The sequence below is a fragment of the Bradyrhizobium frederickii genome (assembly GCF_004570865.1).
GTDB classification, from domain to species: Bacteria; Pseudomonadota; Alphaproteobacteria; order Rhizobiales; family Xanthobacteraceae; genus Bradyrhizobium; species Bradyrhizobium frederickii.
Genome location: NZ_SPQS01000078.1, coordinates 1 through 4,126, shown reverse-complemented (window position 1 = coordinate 4,126; position 4,126 = coordinate 1). Strand labels below are relative to the sequence as shown.

2 protein-coding genes and 2 pseudogenes are annotated in these 4,126 nt (G+C 58.8%); 2 read left to right on the top strand and 2 right to left on the bottom strand.

The genetic code is table 11. The features are described from left to right. Positions 1–1,640 (top strand): thioesterase domain-containing protein (locus tag E4K64_RS39160; RefSeq protein WP_167767836.1); only part of this gene is annotated, 1,640 nt, incomplete at its 5' end. Between the two features lie 839 nt (positions 1,641–2,479). Here E4K64_RS39160 and E4K64_RS39150 read toward each other — a convergent pair. Together E4K64_RS39150 and E4K64_RS39140 are read right to left on the bottom strand one after the other, a co-directional pair. Continuing rightward, entirely contained in the window at positions 2,480–2,872 is a 393-nt protein-coding gene (locus E4K64_RS39150) for an avidin/streptavidin family protein (protein WP_126262181.1), read from the bottom strand. A gap of 520 nt (positions 2,873–3,392) precedes the next feature. Continuing rightward, positions 3,393–3,620 (bottom strand): annotated as a pseudogene (locus tag E4K64_RS39140) (IS256 family transposase); the annotation flags it as partial. Positions 3,621–3,864: 244 nt separating this feature from the next. Here E4K64_RS39140 and E4K64_RS39135 point away from each other — a divergent pair. Continuing rightward, positions 3,865–4,126, top strand: a pseudogene (locus E4K64_RS39135) (IS110 family RNA-guided transposase); the annotation flags it as partial.

The following is a 4,126-nucleotide window of genomic DNA, read 5'->3' as shown; positions in this document are numbered from 1 at the left end:
TCGGTGCGGTGGGCGAGCTTTACATTGGCGGGGCAGGGGTGGCGCGTGGCTACCTGAACCGCCCTGAACTGACTGCCGAGCGGTTCATCGCCAGTCCCTTTGTCGAGGGCGATCGGCTGTACCGGACCGGCGACCTGGCACGCTACCTGCCGGACGGCAATCTGGAGTTCTTAGGCCGCAACGACGATCAGGTGAAGATCCGCGGCTACCGCATCGAGCCGGGCGAGATCGTGGCGCGGCTTTGCGAGCACGCCTGGGTGCGCGAGGCGGTGGTGGTGGCGCGCCAGAGCGGCGCCGGCGACAAGCATCTTGTCGCCTATGTGGTCTGCGCGCCCGAGGCCGGCTCGGACGAGGGCGATGGAGGCGGGCTGGCGGGCGCCTTGCGCGCGCACTTGAGTGGCCGGGTGCCGGACTACATGATGCCGAGCGCGTTCGTGCGCCTGGCGGCGCTTCCGTTGACGGTGAATGGCAAGCTCGATCGGAACGCGCTGCCGGCCCCTCGCGATCAGGCCTATGCGCTGGCGGCCTATGAGTCGCCGCAAGGTGCGGTGGAGACGGCGCTGGCGCGGATCTGGGCCGAGCTCCTTGGTGTCGAACGCATCGGACGCAACGACCACTTCTTCGAGCTGGGCGGCCACTCGCTCCTGGCGGTGCACCTGCTCAGTCGAGCATTAAAGTTTGGGCTGAGTTTTAGCGCCACCGACCTCTTCCGGGCTCCCGTTCTGAAGGAGCTTGCATCAAAGATTCGTTTGCAGGTGCAACCCAGTAACTCGGCAGTGGTTTCCGTTCGACCGACCGGATCGCAGCCACCGCTCTTCTTTGTCCCCACAGGTTGGGGAGATTATTCCTATGTCCTCGGTTTGGCGGCGGAAATGGACGCAGACTGCCCGGTCTACGCTCTGCCATGGCCCCCTTTCGATGACGTTTGTCCACCGACACTTGAGGCGATGGCAGCGGAGGTGATTGTTGCAATTAAACAGATCCAGCCACGTGGCCCGTACCGCTTGGCCGGATACTCATCAGGTGCAATCCTGGCTTATGCTATTGCCGAGCAGTTACTGAGCATTGATGAAGTCGTGTCATTCATTGCGTTCATCGATGTTAGCCCACCTGCGGCTTCAAACGCGTCACTTAACCATTTGGCGCGAGAATTTGTTTTGGATCGTTGTGGAATCTTACGCGACGAACATCGCGAGGTTTTGGCACGCGACACCGAACAATGCTCAATCTCTGAGTTGCTTGAAAAGGCGCAGCAAATCGGAGCGTTAGCTCCAGATTACGATCTCCACAGTTGCGCTTCAATGTATCTAAGGATCGCGACATTTCACCAGGCGCTGCAGTCTTATCGCCTTCGGTCGCTCCCGATTGAAATACACCACTTTTATGCCAATGAGCCTCTTGTCAATCGTTGGGTATCAGCTGACAAACAACTTGATCGCGACTTGCCGAGGCAGGGCTGGGACCGGGTCCTGAATGCTGGGGCTGTTCATGCGGTACCCGTTCCAGGCAACCACGAGACAATGGTGAGCAATCCAGAAAACCGCCGAGTTCTGGCTCGAGCCATTTCCACGGCCTTGATCGGGACTGTTGAACAGACCCAAAGAACTTCTCCGAGGGCTCAGGGTTCGAAGGTTGTCTAGGGCCGCAAACTATTCACTACTTGTGGCATACGGACCTCTCGTGCACTGACTCTGCTCTATGACATCGCGAGCATCCTTATGCAGCCACAGTCGCCGGTCGTGAACTTTCCAGCAGGGCTAGGTGGACCGGCCATCGCGCGTCCTCAGGCGCTGACGTCGGCCATGCCTGCGATTGGCACTGTGGCCTTGTCGCCCCGCAGCAAGCACGGCAAGGTTACTTGTGAGAGGTTTCTCACTCCTGCCTTCGGGCGCTCGATCCGGAGCCGTCCGTGCGCCCATCTGTTCCAGCAAAGCAAGAAAGGCCCGGCCTTTGTCCGTTATGATCCACTGTCCGGGTTCTCGCGCAACCAGCCCTTGTCCGAAAATGTTGAGATCCGGCGCCCGCTCCGCCAATCGCTTCATACGATCCGTCCACTCCGGACCGCTGGTGTAGTACACCGCCAGGTAATCCTTCAGGACAGCGAGACTCGCACAGCCCTCCGGTTGGCCAGCGAGAATCTTAAGTATCGAGACCTGAAAACTCAATTTCTCCGACCAAACGCCTCTTAGCGCGGCACCGGCCGGACCCCGCGCTCGACTTCAAAACTAGAGCCTGAAAGAAATGCTGATGCACGGACCATCCGGCAAATTTGCATGAAGCTTAGGCTGTGCTTTGTTGTCTGGGGGGACCCTTTTTGAAGCAATCTTCGGCCTTTCCTGGATGGCGTGCAGGCTGTCGAGCATCGAACCTGACTGATGGTGGACAGCCCGGAGCTTTGCGAAGGGAGCTTGTGCGTCTCACGTCAGGTCTCGCGAGCGAGAGTTTTCGACTAAGGTCGACCCCGCAAGAAAGCTGAAGACTACCATACGCGCGTGAATGTATCGGCGCCCTTCAGCTTGCTGGGCTTGCCGTTCTTATCAACGTAGAACAGCGTCCATGACGTTGGCATTTGAGGACCGTTGATTTTTCCAACCCAGCGGGTGAGAGAATTGCACTGCCCAAAAGTAACAACAAAATACAGTCCGGTTGGACGGACGGCTCCCGATGCGGGATAAGGGATACCCTGGCAGGCAAACCCTTGAGCATGGTTTGTGAAAGTACCTTGTATGGTCCCGCCATTCGTGGACCAAACAAACAGTTCCGACCCCCGTTCATTCTTCCAGTATGAGGGCGCAGGAAGTCCCTGCGCGCCCGCCTGACCGACGGCCAAGAAAAACTGACCGATCAACAAAAATGCCAGAAGTCTCTTCATAGTGAAGCCCCCAAACTCGCCTGAAAACGGCATTCGGGTCACCAGTCTGATACAATTTCCGGTGACGTTTGCTGCTCTTCTTTCGCGTCTGGTGAAGGAATGCGGCGCACATGCAAGAGTTCACGCTGGAACTCGGCGTCGCTCCTCGGCCCTGCATCGGTGGGACGGTGCGCCCAAGCGGCCGAACTCCAAGACCATCATAGGCTAGCTGTCCGTCATGAGTTTAATCTCTAGAGGCAGAGGCAATTACTACACCGATAGCGGGACTTCCGGCGCGCACCGCGCCTCGCCCGCAGCTCTTGACCGGTGCCGATTATTACGTGAACGAGAAGCATCAAAGTCTGGGAATGGCAGCTGAGAATGATAGAAGTGATTGAGGCGAGCCCCTCGGAGTTACCGCGCGTATTGCACAAAAACTCATGGCGCTTGTCTTGGATTCTCGCGCTCGTGGTCATCTCCTTTGGTCTGTGTGCCGCGGCAGCCTATGTTGAGCTATGCAGAATTCTGGGTGACGAGGTGATCAGGCGGCGTGGGTTGCCGGCATTTGGATAACCTCGATGCCATCGTTGAATCTGACACCTGCGATGATCTTCGGCAACTGATTTGTGCCTTTGAGCCGCCGCCAGGTTTTTGATGCGGCGACAACCAGTTTGAACACCATCAGCCTGGCGGTCGTTGCCGACAGCGATCCTTTCGTCCGCACGGTTCTGTGCCGCACGGTCGCGAACACGGTTTCGATGGGGTTGGTAACCGGTATGAGATGTCTCGGTGCCAACGTTCTGCCCCGGCGTCCCACGCCGTGGCGTATGGTGCGACCATCGGGACAGAGGCACCGGGAGCACGAAGGTGCGGGCAGGCCGATACACACGATGAGCCGAGAGCTCGAGTTAGTAGCTGGCCGCCTCTGCGACTCGCCCGGTTGCGCCGAGAGCGCGAATCCGTAGTTGTCGTGTCGCCCGCAGCTCCCGTCATGTGTCAGGCAGGAGGTGCAAATGCGACGGGTAGTTGGCATTGACGTCCACCGTACTTTCGGGGAGGTGGTGATTTGGGAAGACGGCAGGCTCCGACATGCGGGCCGCATTGATATGACGCGGACTGCGCTGGAGGGATTTGGCAAGACCCTGCTGGCCAATGATGAGGTGGTGGTTGAAGCGACCGCCAACAGCATGGCGGTGTCGCGGGTTCTGGCGCCGTTCGTGGCGCGGGTGATTATCGCGAATCCGTTGCAGGTGAAGGCGATCGCCCAGGCTCACG